This is a genomic window from Caldicellulosiruptor bescii DSM 6725 (genome assembly GCF_000022325.1).
GTDB classification, from domain to species: Bacteria; Bacillota; Thermoanaerobacteria; order Caldicellulosiruptorales; family Caldicellulosiruptoraceae; genus Caldicellulosiruptor; species Caldicellulosiruptor bescii.
In genome coordinates, this window is the sequence record NC_012034.1 from 2,107,492 (window position 1) to 2,127,655 (window position 20,164).

A 20,164-nucleotide genomic window follows, 5' to 3' on the forward strand; every position below is an offset into this window, starting at 1 on the left:
CTTTCTTTTTATAAAAATAAAAAGCATCAGATTGAAGCAGGGGGGTAACTGAAATTGGAAGGCATTCTAACAATTGATGTAGGAACTTCGAGTTTAAGAATTATCATCTATGACCTTCAGGGTGAAATAAAGTTTAAGGCACAGGAAGAGTATAGTATGGAGTTTTACGACTCACGTGTTGAACAAGACCCTAATACTTGGAAGGAAGCCTTGTTAAAATGTTTTAAAAAAACCAAAGATTTTCTGAAGGATAACAACTTAGAGATTTTTAGCGTATCAGTCACATCTCAAAGAGCCTCTGTTATTCCAGTAGATGAAAGATGTGAGCCCCTTTATAAAGCTATCATGTGGCAAGATAAAAGAAGTGTAAAACAGTGCGAGAAAATTGAAAAAGCAATTGGTAAGGAAGTGATATACAAAAAGACAGGTTTGCGAATAGATCCTTATTTTTCTCTTCCTAAGATGTTATGGTTGAAGGAAAATGTTCCAGAGGTTTTTGAAAAAGCATACAAATTGATAGGAGTGCAGGATTATATCGTCTATCAACTTACAAAGAAATTTGTGACAGATTGGACACAAGCTTCTCGTCTTATGATTATGAATATTAAAGAATTTAAATGGGATGAGGAAATATTGCAAGAAACAGGAATTAGCAAATCTCTTCTCTGTGAGTTGATTCCGCCTGGTACGGTTGCGGGAGCATTGTCTCAAGACATCGCTGAAATTAGTAATTTGAAAACCGGTACGCCGGTAATCATAGCTGGTGGAGACCAACAATGTGCCGCTTTGGCACTTAATGTTCTTGAGCCGGGGCATGCTGAAGTAAATACGGGAACGGGATCTTTTATAATTGCATATTCTGATAATCCTGTTTTCGATAAAGAGATTAGAACGCTTTGTAGTGCTTCCGCAGTTGCTGGAAAGTGGATTTGTGAAGCAGGAATGTTTACAACAGGGTCTATTTACAGATGGTTCAAAGAGCAGTTTTATAGTTGGGCAGGTGAAAAGGCCTTTGAAGTGATGGACAAAGAGATAGAGAATGTGCCGGTGGGAGCTAATGGAGTTTTGATTTTGCCACATTTTGAGGGAAGTGCAGCTCCATATTGGAATCCTTTTGCGAAAGGTGTAATATTTAATCTTACCCTTGGGACAAAAAGGAGTGAAATTGCAAGAGCAATATTAGAAGGTATATGCTTGGAATTGATGGATAATATGAAAATCATTGAAGAAAACATAGGTAGCATCCAGAATATTAGTGTAGCAGGCGGTATGACAACGTTTGATTTGTTCAACCAAATGCAAGCAGATGCTTTTAATAAACGGATAGTCAAGTATCAAAATGTTGAAGCAACTTCCTTGGGAGCAGCAATGAGTGCAGCTGTTTGTATGGGATATTACAAAACGCACAGGGAAGCCTTTGAGCACATGGCAGGAAAAGTAGAAAAGATATTTGAACCAAATAAAGAAAATGTTTACTTATACGAAAAACTGCTAAGGCGCAAAAATTTACTGTATCACGCACTTAATAGCTATCAAGTATATAGCACTTTTGCAGAATCTTTAAAAGGGTAAGAGGACATTCGTAGTAAGTTTTTAAAGAGATATTTTATGGCCCAATAGGTGAAGGTATTATGATGTCTATCTTTTTAGTTTCATCTGGCGTGCATTTAATAATATAAATACCACATTTAAGGGAAATTACTAATAACCCACTTTCATTCTGAGGTTGCCCAAAAACAATAATTTTTACGGGTCAAAATCAAGCACTTGATATCATTAAATGTCAATATTGAACCATCCACTAAAAAAAAGAAAAGAGTTGGCTGGTAATTTGAGAGTTTAAATAATTTTGGGTAAAGTATAAGGACCTCCTTCTTGGTAAGAATCAGAATATAAACAAAAATATCCAAGAGGGAGGTTTTTTGTTATGGAAAATGTTTTAACAAAAGAACAATTGTTTGAGTTCATAAGGAAAAATAACATCCAGAGTGTAAGTAACATTTACGAAAGTTTAAAAGACTTATTTAAAGACCTACTGCAAAGCTTTTTAGAAGCTGAGATTGAAGAAACGTTGGGTTATGAAAAATATGATGTTAAAAACAAACAGACCACAAATTTTCGAAATGGATATACTCAAAAAACTGTAAAAACAAAATTTGGAGAGATGGAAATTGATATACCAAGAGACAGAGAAGGTGAATTTGAATCCAAGATAATTCCCAAATATAAGAGAGATATCTCTGAAATTGAAGATAAAATAATAGCTTTATATTCCAGAGGAATGACAACAAGAGATATTCATGAACAAATAAAAGATATCTATGGAATTGAAGTATCTGCTGAGATGGTAAGCAAAATTACAGAAAAAATAATACCAGAGATAAGAGAATGGCAAAACAGACCGTTAGAAAAGATATATCCGTTTATCTTTATGGATGCAATTCATTACAAGATAAAAGATAAAGGCAAGATTGTAAACAAAGCTGCTTATGTTGTTTTAGGAATTAATATTGAAGGGTACAAAGATGTTTTAGGAATATGGATAGGAGAAAGTGAAAGTTCAAAGTTTTGGCTTGGAGTTTTGAATGATTTAAAGACAAGAGGAGTAGAAGAAGTATTGTTGTTTTGTGTTGACGGACTTGCAGGATTAAAAGAGGCAATAGAAGCAGTATTTCCAAAGAGTGATATTCAAAGATGCATTATTCACCAGTTGAGAAACTCCTTTAAGTATGTTTCGTACAAGCACATAAAAGAATTTTCACGAGATTTCAAGAAAGTATACCAAGCGACAAATGAAGAAGAAGCTTTTGAAAATTTTTGTCAGATAAAAGAGAAATGGGGGAAACAATATCCCTATGCATTTAGAAGCTGGGAAAGCAATTGGGATTTACTAACCTCGTTTTTTAAGTTTCCCCCAGAGATTAGAAGAATAATCTATACGACAAACATTATAGAAGGTGTCCACAGACAGTTTAGGAAAGTTACAAAGTCAAAGTCAGTGTTTCCAAATGATATAGCTTTAGAAAAGATGCTTTATCTTGCGACCAAAAATGTTGTAAGAAAGTGGACGCAAAGATACAGAAACTGGGATATGATATTGAATCAGCTTTTGATAATGTATCCTGAACGTTTGAGAGACTATATAAAGTAAGTAGCAATCATCAGTTCGTGTTTTTAAACTGCTTCTATAGAAGCAGTTTAAAAATCAAATAAAAAAGAGAATATTATAACCCAGTATTAAATTTTCTTCATGAAGTTAAAAATTTATGCATAAAAAATATTAAAATGGTAATACTAAAAAATAGAAAGTTGGCAATTAAATTCTGAATGATTGCTTACCAAGAAGGACGGTTTATCTTAAATACACAAAATTATTTACACACCCCGCGAAAACCGTTTACATCCGTTATTTTCTTCCTCATGTCCGTTTCTGCAACAAACACTCGCAGTCAAAGCCTTTTTCAGGTTCAGGGTAGCCTTGCAAGTGCAGTATTTTTAAGGTTTATAAGACATGTCCGAGTCCGCAATGAGCTTTGAACGCAGTCTTAGTGTACTGTAAGTTGTTACTTGTTTACTTTTCTTTGTGAAAGCGTTTACAACTTGTTTCTATATACCATTTGCAGTTGTGGATTCTTTAACCCCGCTCAAAAGCCCTTTTCAGTTTTTCTTGTTTTCGAAAAGCCAGGCGTTTCAGTTGCTTCGCGACATGCTCATTGTTCAGAAGTGCCTGTCCAGTAGTTCATTTTTTAGTTGTGCCTAAACGTAGCAGTATCACAGGGTACGTACTGTTTGCTTGCAATGTTGCAGATTACCTTAGCGTGCTCAAGTTCAGTTTTGCCCGCACGTTCGCTGTGCCCTTTATTGTAACTACATATATCCCCCCTCCTCCACATTCTATTCCAAGTGGCAGTTCTACATTGCATGCCACATTTGTTTTCCAAGCAATTGTTTTGTACAACAGTTACAACGTAGCAGCAGGCCCGCAAACCGACGGGCAGCTACTGCATATTCTACTGCCAAATTTGCTACTGCGCATTTTACTGCTGGACATTCTCTACTGCACTTTTTATCGTACAAAAGCCCAGTAGTCTCCAAAACTGCTCAGTAGAAAACCAACCAGTAGTAACTCCTACTGCATTTTTCTCACACTCAGTAACAGTCTCAGTAGTCCACTTTTATCGCCAGTAGTTGTCCCATTCAGTAGCTACTGCAATTTTGAACCCTGCCAGTATTTTTATTGTCCAGCAGCAGCCTGTCTTCATGACATTGCTACTGCTCATTGCTACTGCGTGTTTCTACTGCAAATTTTGGCAGTGTATCACTCTGCATTGCTAAATCACATCCATTACCCTGTGCTACTGCAATTGCTACTGCCACTTTTGCTACTGCGTACTTTCCCATCATTACAAAACTGCCATCATTCATTGAACCTGCCACATCCATGTTCCTACCTTTGCTACTGCATACTTTGTTACTGCGCACTTTCTCTCATCCACAAAACTGCTACTATCCACTTACCTGCTATATCCACGTCCCCTGCTACAGCTACTGCATACCTTACCCAATTTGTGCTTTCATCGCATCACCGCCTGTTCATTACCTCACTGCATTGTATTGGCTACTGCATAAACTACTTCGCAGGCGACAACTAAATCACATGTTTGGACGTCTGGTAATTTGACCACCATTTTATGCTTGTATTACCATTCTACTGCCATTTGAAATTTCCAGCCAATCTCTGGTTTTTCTACTGGACAATAAGCCTTAAACATACCCCCTGAAAACCACAAAATTTCCCGCCGAAATTTGCGGGAAGTTCCCTCATTCCCGCTAAAAACTGTTTCGTGGAGGGGGTTAAAAGTCTTGGTACAAGCGGTTTTCAAGTTTTATGGAATCCCATGTTGACTTTCCATTTTGATTCAACCAAAATTTTCGTTCGTGGAATCCTCCATATGGAATTCCTTGTTAATTATTTAACAGCCTTGCTTTATTCCTGAATGCCATAATTTTACTGGAAATTTTATTGCTAATTACAGGTTGGGTAGGCATTTTGTAACTGGCAAAACTAAAGGGTGTTAAAAAGTTTTTAGCAGGGTATTTTTGAGTTCATCGAAGTCTTTGACTGGGAAGACGGTGATGACAGTTTTTTGTTCGTTGCTGATTTTACCGCAAGCACCGAAAGCCATGTGATGTATATCGTCGTCTGGGATGACATTTTCGCGTACCAGGGCGTCGATGATGGTTTTGAGCATTCTGTTATCGCTGTCTGTTTTCAGAGCAGGTGCGGGAATGTAAAACTCAAAGAAGATGAAAGCTTTTTCGAATCTTGGTGGGTTTGGTAAGGACCTTATTGCTCTGTGCACAACCGAGTACCATTTATCGGTGTATGCTGATTTGGGCAGTTTTTTGTAAAGTGGTGGAATGTCATATATGGTGAGTGTGAGTATGTTGTTTTCGAAAGAGCATTCGAACCTATCTATTTGGAGTTCCATTTTGGGCAGCTTTAAAAGTTCTGCGTAGCGATTATATCTACCTTGCACTCCATAGAGGAATGCTCTGATGGTCGTATATTGCACTTTCAAGATGTGCTGCCGCATCCGATAATTTTTTTACATCATCCGCTATTATGTTTTCCCTTATGAACTTTTCATCAAACACAATAAATCTCCTCCCTTAACATCTTTGTAATACAGGTCTAACATAGAACTATCAAGGCTTTGATAGCTTTTTGCAACCCTTTTTGTATACACCATATCTTTTTGTTGTATTACAATTCCCTCAACAAGATGCTATACAGTCTTGAACTATCAAGGCTTTGTCCATGTTTACACTCAAACTAAAAGACTTTAAAAACGTTGATTTTCCATGGCTGATTGCCAATTGTATAGCATCTTTAATGTCTTTTTAAAATTGCATGTGTATTACAATTATGCCATTTAAACAGGCTGTATTACAGGTGTATCAAGGGCTTGATGGTGTTTACAAAAATGTGTTTACACACTTCAGCCCAGTAGTTTCAAGGCTTTAAGCCTATTTATTTTGTATTTTTGTAATACACAATTAGTTGTTCAGTAAAACAATCTGTATTACAATTTGCCTTTTTGAAATTGAATGAAATCAGCAGCATCAAGGTTTTTATTGTGTTTACACTTTTTTGTATTACACTTCTATCCTTGTTGTCTCAAGCCCTGCAGGTTAATTATACAACATTTTTGTAAATACCGAACAATTGTGTGTATTACAAAAAATCGTTTAAAGTAAGCCTAAAATCAGTAGTATCAATATCTGAAAGATGTTTACATTCAATACAAATGGTAAAAAAATAAGAAGCTAGCTGTATTGATTGCCTGTCCTGTTATATTACCTTTTACTTCCATTGTGAGTGTTACTTCTTCGCCACCATTGATTGTTCCGATATTCCATATACCTGACCATGCATCTGTGGGTGTATAATTTCCACTATGCGAAAGTACTTTAACAACTGCCATTGTTGTCGGTTTACCACTGCTGGTCCTGAAAGTTAGTGCATCATACACTCTCACATTTGGCAGTGGTTTATCAATAAGGTTTTTGACTGTGATTGTATATGTTGCAACATCGCCTATTGCAATATTGGCTGGGTCAGCTGTTTTGGTAATTGTAAGTGGTTCTGTAACAGTTATTTTTGCCTGTGTGTACGTGCTTGCCCATTTAGACCATCTACCATCTTCTGTCTGATATCTTGCTTCTACATAGTACGCCGGTGTGTACGTTGTACCAACTCGTACATTCTTGATGTTTTCAGTGAACACTGCCATGTTGGAAGCAGGAGCAAAAGTGCATGTACCTTTGTCCTCAGAAAGCGTTATGTTCGGATTGTTAGCTGTATCTATTGTGAAGTTCTTAACTTCAACCGGGACATAACTTCCCTGCACAGGGTCATATCGCTTTTTATATACTTTGAACTCCCACAGTTTTATTTTTACTCCTGCGAAGAGCTGGCTGGTGTCAACGCTCGCTGTTGCTCCTACCTTCTCGTCCAAAGTTGCCCGGTTGAGTACTTCGCCATCTAAATAGTACTGCCCATTGTAATAAGCGATTTTAGTATCTGCAGGTTCAACTTTCGCCTGTACTGTTGGTTTTGGCAGACCGGTTACTAAAAACTGTATACTCACGCTCTTGGAATTAACAGCATCTGTATGGTAACCAGCATTGAAAAATACCCTTACTTTCCCAGCAAATGATAATGTGTTAGTACCAGGCTTTAACTCGGTTGTAGGAAGATATATGTCTCTATTGTCATGGTCTAACCAATCATCCCACCAGTAAGCTGTGTTTAAATCACTTAGGTCAATATTCTGTTCTGGCGCTCCTTTATATCTATCATCACCTGTATAGATTCCGCCAAAGTAGAGATATTCGTCCGTCAAATCTTTTGTTACAGTTTGCCCATTTTGAGAATACGATAACTTTAAATAGTTCGCAACAGTCATCCAATCTTTTACATCTTTTCGTGTATACCACCAGTCTAATGCATTATTTTCTTTTAAGATTTGGTAAGCATCATAAAACTTGCCATGCAAAGTAAATGTAACTTTTATTTGTTAGACTATACTGGTATCTACCCAGTATTTACCGTTTTTTATTGGGAGATTTATTTCATTTCCATTCTGATCTATTCCTTTAACTTCTTTTACAGTAGCTGCAGTTGTTTGAACGTCACTCAGTTCAGGAGCGTCTTTGTATTGTCTTGGTAAAAACTTTCCTATTGCTCCTGAGAAACCTACAGCGTACACATTTCCGTTTTTCAAAAAGAAGAAATACGCAGTGACGTAAAGTTCTTTTGGAGAACCCAATAACACAACATAGTCTTTGTAGTTCCACTTATTTACTTTACCGCCAAGTTTACTAATGAGTTCATATGAGTATCTGCCATTAATTGTTTGGCTTGTACTGTAGTTTCTCAACTTACCAACAATAGTACCATCTGAACGCATTATAGTACCGTTGATAATTTCAGTAAATATAGCCTCCAGAGTTTTTGAATCCTTCAAACCTGCGAGAGTATTTTGATTAAGCAACTGTACATATTTTGATTTAACTCTTGGATCACTTACAAGCAGGATAGTGTTTGCAGTCAGGTCATTCCAGCTGAGGTCTTCAATACTTTCGTCTGGCCAGTATGGGTCTCTTACAGGCTTACCGTCCGGGCCGTAGCCCATGTATTTGAAAACAACACGTTTAGTTCCTGCTGGTGGATTGCTAATGTCTTTTACTGGTACTATTTTCCCCGATGAATCTATAAACCAGTAGCCGACCGATGATGCTTTCCATTCCTGTGGGTCATTTTTTGGTCCAATAACGTCTGTCGGCAACCCATAAACCGCCTTCCTGTAGTCTACCGCTAATTCTACGTTGAGATCATAGCTACCATAACCAGTATCAATGTAAGCTTTAAATCCCATATCTCTCTCAATATCATAATGATATACAGTAACCTCTTTTTTTGCGACTCTGTCGTACCCTGTATAACTGTCAAAGCCACCTTCATAGTAATTGTTGCCAATAGCACTATAGTTTATTGCAAAAACTTTCTGAACAGGTACTACCTGCAATATAAGCTCCAGTATAAAAACAAGAGATAAAAAGAGAGCAAGAGACTTTTTCAGTCTCTTGCCCCCTGATAATATTCTATTTTTAATCACTTCTCCATCACCTCTTGCTACTGTTTTGACTGTAGTAACCAATTATATCTCTCTTTTTGATTAAATATTCTTCTTCTGCTTTTTGTGATACTCTTACACCATTTACCAATGCTATTGGAACACTTACACCACTATTCAGTCCAACTGCTCCAAACCATGGAGTTGGTTCATCTCGTGTATAAACAAATCCAATATGCAATTTATACCACATCTTATCCGGTGTCTTATAACGTACATTTCTCCAATACACATTTGTGAAGAGCATTGGTGCATCAGGATACTTCTCCATCAAGTATTGTGCGTAGAACAATTGCCATAATTCATCAACCCTGAGTGTTATTGATGTACCAGTATGCTGGAACATCAAAATTTTTGTCATATCGTCGGGATTCCCTGCAGAATCATACAAGCTTTGACCATATCTTGTTACTACCTCAGGATTCTTTTCCTTGCTGTAATCAAATGTCATTTCATCAACTACTTTTCTTCTGGACTCATCAAATACCCTTGCTATCATCTCAGTTGCTTCTTTCTGTGTTAGTACCCTGCCCGCATTAAATCTGATATCTGGTGCTGGAAGTTTGGGTTGTTTTACTTTACCACTAAAATACAATGAACCCTCCACAAACTTTGTCTTGAACACATTCTTATCAATATTCACATCAGGTGTGATTATACCAAGGTCTGCAAGTCTGAGCATTGGTTCCTGGTAAAGTTTCGGTACAGACTTGAAGTCTACACAAATGTATTTGAACCTTGTATAGTCAAGCGGATACTGTCTTGGCAAGCTCATCAACCAGCGGTTCAACGATTCATTAAATATCGGGTTAAGCTCTGCCGTTAAGTTCCAATCTTCCGGATTTTTGCTCTTATACTTGCCAAATTGTAGAAATGCAAAACTAGCTATTGCATACTCTGTTTTTCCTTCCCACTGATAAGGATAATAGAAATAGTACGCACCAGGATATTCCTTACCATAAGCAGGATACAGAACATCTCCTGGAACTACTCTGTATAGGGTATATGTTTTTTTACCTGCAGGCAGTTGTTTGTTTGGATCAAGATTGAAAAAGATAACTGGCATTATGTCCCACACTAAAGCCTTTGTTCTCTCCTGTGGAAAATCAAACTTAACCTTGTTTGGCTGTTCTTTCATGAATCTTTGCAACAGTTTTACCCAGTCCTTTGCAGGGTCATAATCTCTGAGTCTGTTCCACACATGTACTGTTTTGACTGTACCATCCTTGTAGTATTTGTCAATCACTACAATGTTATATGTTCTTATTACCCTGTAAGCATTCGTGTAAATTGGCTTATCACCATGATAGGGGTTTCTGTACCAAGGTACCTACGCACCTCTGAAGTTTGCACCAACTTCACCTTTGGACCAGAATGTGTAATCTACTGGTGAGAGATATTCAACTTTTACCGGTATGTTCTTGTCCTTGAGCTCTGGGACAGCATTTATGAACTTCCATACAATGTATGCTGCCTGTGCCCTCGTCAATGTCCTGTCCTTCTTAACCTCCGATGGAATTATACCCATCTTGACAGCTTTTCCCCAGTAGTCTCCATTGTCCACAGAAATCTTAGCACCCTGCAAAAGTTGTGTTACAAAATCCCCTGCCTTGATGGAGCCTGTTGCACCTGTTTGAACAGTAGCAGCCTTCGTAGTAGTAGAAGTAGCCGTTGCAGTTGCCTGCTGCATTAAACTACCACTTCCCGTTAACACCAAACTCATTACAAACGCAACCATTACCACAATCGCTATAGATTTTCTCATGTTCATAATCTATCGCCCCCTTAACTTGATTTTTTGCTCCTCAATATAATTTATAGCATCAACTCCCAAAAAAGTGACCTATTTTGACAAAAAATTTTTTCCACAAAAAAATTAAAGCCACAGGCTTTTGACAACCTGGGGCTTTGCTTTCTTCCACCGAACAAAAATACCGAACAAAAATGAACTTTTTGTATTAACAACCTTTTAGGCATAGTACGGCTTATTATTATACATACCACACCTTTACTTTTCCTGTCAAGCCCTTTTTCTGGAATTTTTAAAACAGACCCATGTTAGTGTGTAACTACCTGGACATCCACATGCTAGCCTGTTTTGACAAACACCTTCTCCTGTCAGTAGCTTTTACTTTTTCCGTCCCCTGAAAAAACGAAAAGCCACAGATAACTTTCATGCAAACTATCTGTGGCTAACTTCTTTTTTGTTTGTTGAATTCGCATCTTCTGGGCCATGTCTTCACTCCCTACAGGAGTTGTAAAAACTCTTCCAAACTTATTCCTGCTTGTTCCAGAATACTTTTTAGCGTTCCCCTTGCAACTTCTTCATGTATTGGAACAATCACAATCCTTGTAGGATTTTCCCTCTTTAGCTTGAGATGACTGCCTCTTTGTGATACTTCCTCAAAACCCAATTTTTTGAGTGCTCTTATTATTTCCTGTGGCTTTAGTACTGGATACTTGGAAGACATTTACACAGCCACCTCTATGGTAGTTATCAGCGGTGGCATCTGTGGCTTTTGTATTTCTTCCCCTTCATAGTAAAGTTCAAGAGCTTCTTTTAAGTTGGCTATTGCCTCTTCGATAGTTTTTCCTTGTGAAGCTACACTGTTCTCCACGCATTTAGCTACGTACCAATTGTCTTCTTTACTCACTACTACTGTAAACAACATAGCAGAATCACCTTTCACATTTGAAAGTTTTTCACTTACACTTTTATTATACCACACAAAAAACAAAAACCACAGTTTTGGCTGTGGTAATTTTTATCACTTTTCAGCACAGAAGGCTCCATCTTCTTTATGCCGGGGTTGAATGCGCTGTCTGGTTTTTTGTGGGCCCTATGATCCGGGCCGCTGGTTTAGTTTGGTAGGTCTCCCTGAGGCGTACTGCAGCACCCTGTGTAAGGCTACGGGATTGCACCGCTGTCTCCCGGGACTGGGAGTGTCGTCCCGGAACGTCAGGGCCCGCTGCAGCAACATGACCCACGTTCAACTACCTGGCAGAAGGCAAACTCACCGGCAGTTCACCCCTGCCGGCAAGCCACCGCCTCTATAGGCGGCTGGTAGTTGACTCTCTAGAATTGAACTGGTTAAATAATTTTGCTTTGTTTAAATCCCTCAAGAATTGTTCAAACAATATAGGTGCTTGTTCCACTAAAGTTCTTTCGAATACTTTAAGTTGATTGACTTCCTCAAAATACTTTAACCTTAGTTTCCCCCACCGGTGTTCGAGAAGGTTAATCTTAGAACAAATTAGTGGATAATACTGCTTTAACTCATTGCCCTTCTCTCTGCAGACAACTGCAACATCAATCACATCGCGAATTTTTAAATTTTCAGCCCCATAAAAAAGTTTTTTGATAATTGTTATTGTCAATACCTTTTCCCCACTTTTGATAACATTTTTTCCCCACCTGTTTTCAAAAAAATTTAATTATCATTATTTAACTGATTTGACTCATTCTTGGAATCATCTGTTAAAGTTTTTATAGCACCCTCCCTTTGCTTCATCCTATAACTTTCACCTTTGATAACTACAAAATGACAGTGATGTACAAATCTATCTAAAATCGCTGTCGCTAAAACTGGATCATAAAATATCCTCAGCCACTCTTCAAATACCTTGTTTGTAGTTATTATTATCGATCCTCTCTCATACCTCTTTGATATTATCTCAAGTTGTTGAATAAATAATTATACCATTAATGTTACTATATAGGATTACAAATTATTCCACGTATATTTAAAAGAAAATTAACAGTTTCCAATTTTTTGAATATAGACCTCTATCAAATAAGTAATCATTATCCAGTCCACATGCCTCTTATATGTTCTAAAACCTCTTAACCTTACTTGTTCTAAATTGTATTCTCCTTCTAATTTCCCAAATAATCTTTCAATTTTTGTCCTTTGCTTATATAACCTTTGTCCTTCTTCACTTCTTAAAAATTCCATATTTTTTATCCTCAAAATATTTTTTACATTACCGAAACCCTTACTATTTCTCTTATTTACCGCCGCTACAAACTTTATCCCAAGTCTATCTGCCACCTCAAAGCACTTTACACAATCATAACCTGCATCCGCTAATATCACATCAGGTCCAAATATCTTAGATCAATACAAAAGTTCTACTACTTTACTGTCATGGACATTTGCACGTGTCAACCACCATACTATTGGTATAACCTCATCTTCAACTGTTGCTAACACATGTAATTTATATCCATTGTAAAAACCTAAACTAATACATACTCCTACTTCTGCCTCTTTGTCACCTCTCGAGCTTCTCAAAGGTGTGGAATCTATAGCACAAACTTTTGTCTGCGGTTCTATTCTTCTTGCTAAAATTCTTGCTATTTCTTCTATATATTCTTCTTCAATTACCTTTGCCCATTTCGAAAAATATGAAATGTCAAAAGCTCTTCTCTATCTCCCTATAGCTTTTTTAAATTCTTCATCTTCGTTTATTTTGTATTCTAATTTCCTGAAGCTGTTTATCTTGTTTTTGACTTTGTAAACAAAACAAGCTATTATATGGCTTAACTTAAACTTCTTTGGTCTTTTACTTCTGCTGCTTTTTATCTTTAATCCCAGAGCTTTTATTACTTTCTCAACTGTCATAAGTATCTTTAATAATTTTTGATTTTGTGTTTTAATAAAATTAGTCATTGCCATCCTCCTTTGTTATGTGTTTTTTGTCTTCTCTTCCTATAATTTTACCTCAAGGAGGATGGCTTTTTATATATCTATTTATTATCTTTTATGTTAATCTCTTTTATTCAACAACCTAATTATCTCATAAAAATCATCTACATTGCTTTGATTAAATTTCCTTAAGCCCAGCTCATCTATTATTAACAAATCCACATTAACATAGTTTTTTAACTTTTGTTGATACGAATTATCCGCTCTTGAAATATACAACTCTTCTAACATCTCATTTGCTGTGGTAAACAAAACTCTATATCCAAGTGCTACGGCTTTAAGTCCTATCGCTATTGCAAGATGTGTTTTTCCCGTTCCTGGCGGTCCTATGAAGGCCACATTTTCTTTCTTGCGGACAAATTCACAGGTCGCCAAATTGTATATAAACCTCTTATTAATTGAAGGCTGATAACTAAAATTGTATTCTTCTAATGTCTTGTGCCATGGAAACCTCGCTTTGCTTATCCTCTTTTGATTACTGTTTATTCTCCTGTTACTCACTTCATCATTTATCAATATCTCAAAAAACTCTTGATACGAAAAGTTATTCTTAATAGCTTCCTCTACCCTTAAATCAAAACTCTTTATTACCCCAGATAATTTCAAATCCTTTAGCTTCCCCAACAAAAGATCATTCATCTTTGCAATTCTCCCATCTCAAGCAATTTGTCGTATTCCCTGATATCCCTGTAAAGCTCTGTACTTTCCTCATTAATATAGCTCTCATCTTCATACTCGGGCAAATCGCTTATCCCTTTTTCGCATATATTCTTAACAACCTTGTAGCTCAACCCTCCAAATTTTAAAGCCCTCTTACACGCATTGTCTACTGCCTCAGCTCCATATCTTTCTTTTAGTGCTATTATCCCACTTATGCTCCTGTAATCATACTTTTTAAATCCTTCTTGCTTAATAAATTCCTCAAAAAACTTCAGCGCCCAATTGCCAATTTCTGACATTTTACCCCTCTGTCTTGACAATATATCCTCAATTGTTATATTCTTAGACGAGGGATAGTGTTCTTTGTTGGTTACGTATTTGCCCTTCTCATTGTTTTTGACAATTTGATGAAGGGCTATTTCTTTACCTTCAAAGAACACCCTCAAAAAACTGCCCATCTCAACTACCTCTACTTCATATCCTGCATACTCATATGGCACTGAATAATAGTTCCCTTTGTATATGAGATGACTGTTAGTAGCTACTTTATGAATTGAACTCCTTGATATGTGGTATTCCTCAATAGGAAGAGCTATTAACTTTTCTTTCTCTTCTGAGATGAAAACTTCTTTGGGAACTTTCTTAGTTGTGCCATGTACTCTCACATTTGCTACATCGTCAAGCCAGTTTTTTAAATGCTCCCTCGCCTCATCAATATCCTTAAATTCTTCCCCAGAAAAACAGTTTTGCTTAACATACTTAACTGCCGATTCTACCTTGCCTTTATCAGTCGGTGTGTATACCCTGCATGGCTGAGGTAAAAATCCATAGTGGCTTGCAAAACTTGCATAGTCCTTTTGTATCTGCACATCAATAAAAATCAACGTTCAATACCCCTGCTTTTAAATTGTCTATCTTCACAACTTCTACTACTCCACCAAAATACTTAAATGTGTTCTTATGACACTGTATAAATGTTTCAACTGTCTGGTCAAATACTATCTCTGCATACATATATCTTGAATAACTTAAAACCATTGTAAATACCCATGCTTTTTTGAATTTACCATCAACTTTTATCTTACCTATATATCCAAAATCAACTTGAGCTTCTTCTGCAGGCAGTGTTGTTAAAACCATGTACACCTTTGAATTTGCTATCTTTTGTTTTACCTTTTGGACATATCTTCTTACATTCGAGTAGCTTCCTTCAAAACCAAATTCCGCTTGTAGATCTTGATATATTTTCTTTGCTGAAAGTCCTTTATTAACCTTTGCCTCAATGAACTCCCTGTAATTATCTAATACAGAACCTTTTGATTTTCTCTCGACTTCTCCTCTCTGTTCAATGTCATGAATTACTTTTCTAACAGTTTTTCTATCCACGTTTAACAATTTTGCTATTCGACTTTTGTTGTATCCCCGTTTGAAAAGTGTGTAGATTGTTGTGTGCATTGCAACCCCCAACATTTTCTTGTTATCTTCTCCTTCTGTAGTTTTCCCATACTTTCCATTCTACACTACAGAAGGCTTCTTTTTAAGTGGCAGGTGGGGAATTTTTAGTGTCATTTCTGATGATTTTATTTTATCATTAACCATTCATGCTTAGGAAAGCACAACCATTGATGAAAATAGACTTAAGAAAAGGTTGCAAAAGATTTGTTTTTTGTTAAACTAAAGTTAACAGGGCAAAGGTTGATTTATTGTTGATGGATATAATACCTCGATCATTAACCTAACCTGATTACCTTTGAGCACAGCCAATTGTCGCCCCATATTATCCTGATATGGGAACAGCACGGGTGCTAAACTTCTTATTTTCTCAGGTAATCATCCCTGTAATAAATTCAGAATAGGAGATAATAATATGCAAGATTTACTTGAGATTTGTTGTGGATTGGATGTTCACAAAGAAACTGTTGTAGCCTGCTTGCTTAAAGGCTCTGTCCATGACGATAAACCCCAAAAAACAATAAGAACATTTTCCACTTTACTGCCAGGGCTTGAAGAATTAAAAGCATGGCTTGAATCAGAAAACTGCCGTCATGTTGCAATGGAAAGCACAGGAGTCTACTGGCAACCTGTTTATAATATTTTGGAAAGTGCTTTGGACGGCACTATGGTAGTTATAGTTACCAATGCAAGGCATATGAAAAATGTTCCTGGCAAAAAGACTGATATGAAAGATGCAAAATAAATTGCAACTCTTTTGAGGGCAGGACTTTTAAATGGGAGTTTTATTCCACCGCAAACAGTAAGAGAATTAAGAGACCTTACAAGATATCGTAAAAGCATAATAGAAGAACTATCATCACAGAAAAACCGCATTGAAAAGCATCTTCAAAGCTGTGGTTTTAAACTTTCAAATTTTCTCACAGATATATTTGGTGTATCTGGAAGAGCAATAATAAACCACATAGCAGAACACAGCAGTATAACCGCAGAAGAAGTTGAAAGTTATGTAAAAACAAGAGCACGTAATAAATTGCAAGAGATAAAACTGTCGGTAAATGGCAGGATGAACAGACATCAGCGTGAATTTTTAAGGCTTCTGCTTAAGCATTTAGATGAGACATATGAACATCTTAGTGAAATAGAAGGAAATATTAATTCTGAACTTGAAAAATTTAAAAGGCAGATTGAGCAATTGGATAGCATACCAGGTATAGATAAAACGGCGGCTGCTGCAATAATTGCTGAAATTGGCATAGATATGAGCAAATTTAAAACTGCAGAACATATTTGTTCCTGGGCAGGATTAAGTCCTGGCAATAATGAAAGTGCAGGAAAAAAAGTCCACTCGAGTAACAAAGGGTAATACCTACATCAAGAGGATACTGTGTGAAGTTGCATGGAGTCTAACTCGCGTAAGAGATTCATACCTTGCTACGTGGTATTGGAAAGTAAAGCAGCGCCGAGGGGCAAAGAAAGCAATAGTAGCTCTTGCTAGAAAATTACTGGTTATAATCTATAATATGCTTAAGAATGACACTGACTATGATGAAAAAGTTTTTAGTGAAGTTCGAAAGAAACAAGAGATAATTCGTGTTAATCGACTTATCAGCGAAGCTAAAAAGTTTGGTTTAGAAGTTATAAGCCCCCAATCAGTTTAAATCTTGATTAAAGGGTGTGTAAATAATTTTGTGTATTTAAGATAAGCCGTCCTTCTTGGTAAGTAATCATTCAAAATTTAATTGCCAACTTTCTATTTTTTAGTATTTCCATTTTAATATTTTTTATGCATAAATTTTTAACTTCATGGAGAAAATTTAATACTGGGTTATATTATCTTTTTTTTTATTTGTTTTTTTAACTGCTTCTATAGAAGCAGTTAAAAAAAACACGAACAAATGATTGCTTCTACTTTATATATTCTCTCAACCGCTCAGGATACATTATTAAAAGCTGGTTTAATATCATATCCCAGTTTCTGTATCTTTGCGTCCATTTTCTTACAACATTTTTAGTCGCAAGATAAAGCATCTTTTCTAAAGCTATATCATTTGGAAATACTGATTTTGACTTTGTAACTTTCCTAAACTGTCTGTGAACACCTTCTATAATGTTTGTTGTATAAATTATTCTTCTAATCTCTGGGGGAAACTTAAAAAACGAGGTCAGCATTTCCCAGTTGCTTTCCCAGCTTCTAAATGCATAAGGATATTGTTTCCCCCATTTCTCTTTTATTTGACAAAAATTCTCAAATGCCTCTTCTTCATTTGTTGCCTGGTATACTCTCTTGAAATCTTTTGAAAATTCTTTTATGTGTTTATACGAAACATACTTAAATGAATTTCTCAACTGGTGGATTATACATCTTTGAATATCACTCTTTGGAAACACTGCTTCTATTGCCTCTTTTAAACCAGTAAGGCCATCAACACAAAACAGCAGGACTTCTTCTACTCCTCTTGTCTTTAAATCATTCAAAACTCCAAGCCAGAATTTAGAACTTTCACTTTCTCCTATCCATATTCCTAAAACATCCTTATATCCTTCAATGTTAATCCCTAAAACAACGTAAGCAGCCTTATTTACAATCTTGCCTTCATCTTTTATCTTATAATGAATTGCATCCATAAAAATAAACGGATATATCTTTTCCAATGGTCTGTTTTGCCATTCTCTTATCTCAGGAATAATTTTCTCTGTAATTTTGCTTACCATCTCAGCAGATACTTCAATGCCATAGATATCTTTTATTTGTTCATGAATATCTCTTGTTGTCATCCCTCTGGAATATAAAGCTATTATTTTATCTTCAATTTCAGAGATATCTCTTTTATACTTAGGAATTATCTTGGGTTCAAATTCACCTTCTCTGTCTCTTGGAATATCAATTTCCATCTCTCCAAATTTTGTTTTTACGGTTTTCTGAGTATATCCGTTTCGAGAGTTAGTAGTTTGTTTGTTTTTAACATCATATTTTTCATAACCCAGAGTTTCTTCAATTTCTGCTTCTAAAAAGCTTTGAAGTACATCTTTGAACAGGTCTTTTAAACTTTCGTAAATATCACTTACACTCTGAATATTATTTTTTCTTATAAACTCTAAGAGCTGCTCTTTTGTTAAAACATTCTCCATAACAAAAAACCTCCTTCTTGGATATTTTTGTTATATTCTGATTCTTACCAAGAAGGAGGTTCTTATACTTTACACAAAATTATTTATAGTCTCTGATTAAATTTATAATAATTCCAGCTGATGCCTTTTTAGCATCGGTTAGTTTGTTATTGTCTTTTTTTCTTATTAAATGATTGAGAATCTTCTATTGTTTATGTTCAAAATCATTTTTGAATGCAATCTATTTTCGTGCTAACACACTATCTCTGAAAACCAATTTCTAAATACCTGTAAACACCTTTGGAATTCTTCTACATTACTTGACTCTGCCATCTCTATCCATTTCTTGAGCTTCTCCTTTGCTTCATCACATGTCTTACTTTCCAATACTTCGTTAAATTCTTCTTTCAAATCTGTGAGCTGTCCTTAATTTCGGTGCATATAAAAACATTACTTCTAATTCTTCTCTCTGCTGAGCTTTAAGTTTCTCATATCTTTTAAGAATCAATTTTCTGCTTTTCTTGAAGTACTTTCTAAGACTTTTGCCTGTTTGTTGTAAAATTAAATGCAACAGGTGAATAAAATATTGAAGCCATAGCTTCAAACTGTGTATGATATTAGTTGAAAAGTCAAAACCATACACAGGAGGTTTGAAGCTATGGCCTGTGATAATAATACCACAAAGAGAAGAAGATTTAAACACCTAAGTGAAGCAGAAAGAGGAGCAATAGAAAAGCTATTAGAGGGAGGCTTTACGACAAGAGAGATAGCAAGGAGATTGGGTAGAAATGCAAGCACAATTTTCACGAGAAGTAAAACGAGGAACAAAACAACAAATGAAAACTGACCTGAGTACATTTGAAAAATACTTTGCTCAAAGGGGTAAAGTTGTATATGAGAGAAATAGGGCAAGGTGTGGCAGGAAAAGTAAACTTTTAGAGGTGGAAGAATTTTTGGAGTTTGCAGAAGATAAGATATTGATTTGAAGAATGCATTAACTAACATTGCTATAAAAACATACCAGATAAAAGCTGTAATTGAGCTTTTGTCTTTGCCCTACTTTAAGTTCAAAGTAAAAGACAAGACTGCTTATTTAATAACGCTTTTGCGAAAGACAAAAAAGCTTGTCTTTACAAAGATTGTGAACAAGCTTAAAAACTTGAACCCTCTTTCCATGCCAGCAGCCAAGAAAACCGAAAAAGTTGCTCATGAAGAGAGGGACAGCAAGGTATACCTTGAGATGAGAAGATTCTCCAAAGAGTCTTTAAGAAAAGCTAAAGGTTTAGAAAGTATTGGTGAGGTTTTAAGTTCCTTAAGGGTAAAAAGCTGTGTGCAAAGCTGATAAAAAGTTTCGTACAACAAGGAGCTCCTAACATATTAATTTCGAAGAAGTACACAAATTGTGTTTGGAACTGGGAAATAAATCATCCCCCAGTAAAAGTACCAGGGTTTAAAAGCAGGTAAGTTGTTAAAAGAGTCTGTTTCAAAGTAGTCAGGCAAGGGGCACCTCTGCTTTATTTGTTGTATAGA

The 20,164-nt window shown here is 36.1% G+C and carries 16 protein-coding genes and 6 pseudogenes; 5 read left to right on the top strand and 17 right to left on the bottom strand.

The window, feature by feature from the left end:
• Nucleotides 1-54 precede the first annotated feature (54 nt).
• Complete coding sequence (locus ATHE_RS10040; protein ID WP_015908368.1) at nt 55-1,572, top strand: FGGY-family carbohydrate kinase; 1,518 nt, start codon at nt 55-57, stop codon at nt 1,570-1,572.
• Nucleotides 1,573-1,927: 355 nt separating this feature from the next.
• Nucleotides 1,928-3,151, top strand: a complete 1,224-nt coding sequence (locus tag ATHE_RS10045; RefSeq protein ID WP_015908369.1) for an IS256 family transposase — start codon at nt 1,928-1,930, stop codon at nt 3,149-3,151.
• 1,118 nt (nt 3,152-4,269) lie between these two features.
• Here the strand turns inward: ATHE_RS10045 and ATHE_RS14640 are convergent.
• The 14 genes and pseudogenes from ATHE_RS14640 to istA all read right to left on the bottom strand — a co-directional run bounded on the left by ATHE_RS14640 (nt 4,270) and on the right by istA (nt 15,526).
• Nucleotides 4,270-4,482 (bottom strand): hypothetical protein, encoded by a 213-nt coding sequence (locus ATHE_RS14640; RefSeq protein WP_143287406.1) that lies wholly within the window; start codon nt 4,480-4,482, stop codon nt 4,270-4,272.
• A 593-nt stretch (nt 4,483-5,075) separates the two neighbouring features.
• Nucleotides 5,076-5,492, bottom strand: a complete 417-nt coding sequence (locus ATHE_RS10055; protein ID WP_231503350.1) for a hypothetical protein — start codon at nt 5,490-5,492, stop codon at nt 5,076-5,078.
• Nucleotides 5,493-5,529: 37 nt separating this feature from the next.
• On the bottom strand, nt 5,530-5,658 hold the full coding sequence (locus ATHE_RS15155; RefSeq protein ID WP_015908371.1) for a hypothetical protein: 129 nt from the start codon (nt 5,656-5,658) through the stop codon (nt 5,530-5,532).
• Between the two features lie 644 nt (nt 5,659-6,302).
• Complete coding sequence (locus tag ATHE_RS10060; protein ID WP_015908372.1) at nt 6,303-7,562, bottom strand: DUF11 domain-containing protein; 1,260 nt, start codon at nt 7,560-7,562, stop codon at nt 6,303-6,305.
• A gap of 21 nt (nt 7,563-7,583) precedes the next feature.
• Complete coding sequence (locus ATHE_RS10065; protein ID WP_041727178.1) at nt 7,584-8,726, bottom strand: Athe_2463 domain-containing protein; 1,143 nt, start codon at nt 8,724-8,726, stop codon at nt 7,584-7,586.
• Nucleotides 8,692-9,948, bottom strand: a complete 1,257-nt coding sequence (locus ATHE_RS10070; protein ID WP_049760258.1) for a hypothetical protein — start codon at nt 9,946-9,948, stop codon at nt 8,692-8,694. The genes ATHE_RS10065 and ATHE_RS10070 overlap by 35 nt, the downstream gene beginning before the upstream one ends.
• An 84-nt stretch (nt 9,949-10,032) precedes the next feature.
• Nucleotides 10,033-10,467: a hypothetical protein gene (locus ATHE_RS14115; RefSeq protein WP_143287952.1), complete on the bottom strand. Its 435-nt coding sequence runs from the start codon at nt 10,465-10,467 to the stop codon at nt 10,033-10,035.
• Between the two features lie 481 nt (nt 10,468-10,948).
• Nucleotides 10,949-11,173, bottom strand: coding sequence for a type II toxin-antitoxin system HicA family toxin (locus ATHE_RS10075; RefSeq protein WP_015908374.1), 225 nt, complete (start codon nt 11,171-11,173; stop codon nt 10,949-10,951).
• Nucleotides 11,174-11,374, bottom strand: coding sequence for a type II toxin-antitoxin system HicB family antitoxin (locus ATHE_RS10080; protein WP_041727417.1), 201 nt, complete (start codon nt 11,372-11,374; stop codon nt 11,174-11,176). It abuts the gene before it with no gap.
• 379 nt (nt 11,375-11,753) lie between these two features.
• On the bottom strand, nt 11,754-12,080 hold the full coding sequence (locus ATHE_RS10085) for a hypothetical protein (protein ID WP_015908376.1): 327 nt from the start codon (nt 12,078-12,080) through the stop codon (nt 11,754-11,756).
• A gap of 53 nt (nt 12,081-12,133) precedes the next feature.
• Nucleotides 12,134-12,379 (bottom strand): annotated as a pseudogene (locus tag ATHE_RS14325) (ATP-binding protein); the annotation flags it as partial.
• Nucleotides 12,380-12,457: 78 nt separating this feature from the next.
• Nucleotides 12,458-13,375: pseudogene (locus ATHE_RS10090) on the bottom strand (transposase).
• Nucleotides 13,376-13,495: 120 nt separating this feature from the next.
• A pseudogene (gene istB / locus ATHE_RS10095) lies at nt 13,496-14,050 on the bottom strand (IS21-like element ISCsa9 family helper ATPase IstB); the annotation flags it as partial.
• A pseudogene (gene istA, locus ATHE_RS10100) lies at nt 14,047-15,526 on the bottom strand (IS21 family transposase). The pseudogenes istB and istA, both read right to left, overlap by 4 nt.
• A 412-nt stretch (nt 15,527-15,938) precedes the next feature.
• On the opposite strand from istA, the pseudogene ATHE_RS10105 reads away from it, so the two are divergent.
• A pseudogene (locus ATHE_RS10105) lies at nt 15,939-17,184 on the top strand (IS110 family RNA-guided transposase).
• Between the two features lie 247 nt (nt 17,185-17,431).
• Here the strand turns inward: ATHE_RS10105 and ATHE_RS10115 are convergent.
• The 3 genes from ATHE_RS10115 to ATHE_RS14120 all read right to left on the bottom strand — a co-directional run bounded on the left by ATHE_RS10115 (nt 17,432) and on the right by ATHE_RS14120 (nt 19,337).
• Nucleotides 17,432-18,655 carry an IS256-like element ISCbe6 family transposase gene (locus ATHE_RS10115; protein WP_015908377.1) on the bottom strand — a complete coding sequence of 408 codons (1,224 nt, stop codon included), beginning with the start codon at nt 18,653-18,655 and terminating at the stop codon, nt 17,432-17,434.
• Between the two features lie 231 nt (nt 18,656-18,886).
• A complete protein-coding gene (locus tag ATHE_RS14330; protein WP_157678162.1) occupies nt 18,887-19,021 on the bottom strand; it encodes a transposase in 135 nt (44 codons plus the stop codon).
• 7 nt (nt 19,022-19,028) lie between these two features.
• Nucleotides 19,029-19,337 carry a transposase gene (locus ATHE_RS14120; RefSeq protein WP_143287405.1) on the bottom strand — a complete coding sequence of 103 codons (309 nt, stop codon included), beginning with the start codon at nt 19,335-19,337 and terminating at the stop codon, nt 19,029-19,031.
• Here ATHE_RS14120 and ATHE_RS15480 point away from each other — a divergent pair.
• Nucleotides 19,293-19,614, top strand: a pseudogene (locus ATHE_RS15480) (transposase); the annotation flags it as partial. The gene ATHE_RS14120 and the pseudogene ATHE_RS15480 overlap by 45 nt on opposite strands.
• A 2-nt stretch (nt 19,615-19,616) precedes the next feature.
• The gene (locus ATHE_RS10130) at nt 19,617-19,976 is read left to right on the top strand and encodes a hypothetical protein (RefSeq protein ID WP_015908378.1); all 360 of its coding nucleotides are present in this window, start codon (nt 19,617-19,619) and stop codon (nt 19,974-19,976) included.
• Nucleotides 19,977-20,164 lie beyond the last annotated feature (188 nt).

What these genes read in the sequence shown, in the direction of transcription:
- ATHE_RS10045 (WP_015908369.1), top strand. Translation starts at nt 1,928, where the DNA reads ATGGAAAATGTTTTAACAAAAGAACAATTGTTTGAGTTCATAAGGAAA.
- ATHE_RS10055 (WP_231503350.1), bottom strand. Translation starts at nt 5,492, where the DNA reads ATGGAACTCCAAATAGATAGGTTCGAATGCTCTTTCGAAAACAACATA.
- ATHE_RS14115 (WP_143287952.1), bottom strand. Translation starts at nt 10,467, where the DNA reads ATGAGAAAATCTATAGCGATTGTGGTAATGGTTGCGTTTGTAATGAGT.
- ATHE_RS10075 (WP_015908374.1), bottom strand. Translation starts at nt 11,173, where the DNA reads ATGTCTTCCAAGTATCCAGTACTAAAGCCACAGGAAATAATAAGAGCA.
- ATHE_RS10080 (WP_041727417.1), bottom strand. Translation starts at nt 11,374, where the DNA reads ATGTTGTTTACAGTAGTAGTGAGTAAAGAAGACAATTGGTACGTAGCT.
- ATHE_RS10115 (WP_015908377.1), bottom strand. Translation starts at nt 18,655, where the DNA reads ATGGAGAATGTTTTAACAAAAGAGCAGCTCTTAGAGTTTATAAGAAAA.